Raw genomic sequence first — 1,358 nt, forward strand, 5'->3', positions numbered from 1 at the left:
TCACTACCAGCAGTCACCGCATAAAATTCACTTGCAATCGGATAGTCACCTCGACGGATTGTGTCAACTGTCGGTTCAACGCCTTCCACTTGAAGCAAACGGATTTTATCGTTCCTGACCATTTCAGTAGAGTAATACCTGAATGTAAAACCAATTGCATTGTTGTAGTTCGTATAAGCCGACACACGGTCAATAATTCCTCCCATAAGGTCAATCACGTTTTCGACCGGAGGATCCGTGATTGGTACATCGCCCATCATATTTTGAAGCGCCGTTTGGCTTCCGCTACCTTCAGGTCGTTGAAAAGCGCGAATAACCTTATTCTTTCCGCCGACTTCTTTCCAATTAATAATTTCACCCGAATAAATACCTTTGATTTCATCCTTTGTCAGCCCTTTCACTCTATTTTTAGAGTTAACAAAAAAGACAAACGCTTCCTTACCTATTGGGGTCAATTTCAATTCTTTCCCGGCCAGTTTAGCAGATTCGATTTGATCTGCTGAGGGTCCTGCTACAAAAATTAAATCCACCCTTCCCTCAATAAGATTTTCATATGCTACATGTGTCATATTGGACATTACTTCGCTGTCATAAATCGGGTACGATTTCTTTGGATATACCGCCTGTGCGAATGCCGCATACATCGGATACAATGCGGTCGCACCATCAATGATTGGTAAATTCGATTCAATCTTCAAGGTTGTCGGCTTATCCAGCTTCACTACTCTAGTTCCTTCTTCAAACGGCATGTATTGCTGTAAATCTACTTCAGCATCTTCAACACTGTCCAATGACTGCTTATACAACCACGAAATTGAAAAGGATAACCCGACCGCCACAATAACACCAGTCACTCCGTAAAATGCTTTCTTTCCAAATGGTCGCTTAGTCAAACCAAATGTTTTGAATGTAAAAAGAACAAGCAGAAAAACATAGAGCGCAATAATCAGTGGAATAATATACAACATAGTCGGTGGAATGAATAAAAAAGATAAAAACAATATAGGTAATGCTACAATAATTGCCACTACAACATATATAATAATATTTCCCATTATCATCAGTATTTTCAAATTAACCCCTCCAATAGTGGAATTTCCCTGCGTTCATTCCATAACCAAGTATAGTGAAATTCAGGTGAATTCATTACGATTTCCGATAATCAAAGACATATGTGGATAACTGGATGGTAACAATACCCCACATTATTGCGAGTAAAACTTTGGGCACCTTCAAATCGTATACCACTGTTTCCTCATTGCATTCATGACGAAATATGTCATACAAATGTTACCCATAAAAAAAGACCTTTTCAGATCTTTCTTCAATCACTCTATCGATACATACCCCGTCTTCTC

Annotated in this window: 1 protein-coding gene; it reads right to left on the reverse strand. The window is 39.1% G+C overall.

The features are described from left to right. Window positions 1–1,073 (reverse strand): PstS family phosphate ABC transporter substrate-binding protein (locus R2B77_RS17845; RefSeq protein WP_322555778.1); only part of this gene is annotated, 1,073 nt, incomplete at its 3' end. Window positions 1,074–1,358: the final 285 nt, after the last annotated feature.

Origin of the sequence: Sporosarcina beigongshangi (genome assembly GCF_033485195.1) — a bacterium.
Lineage (GTDB): Bacteria > Bacillota > Bacilli > Bacillales_A > Planococcaceae > Sporosarcina > Sporosarcina beigongshangi.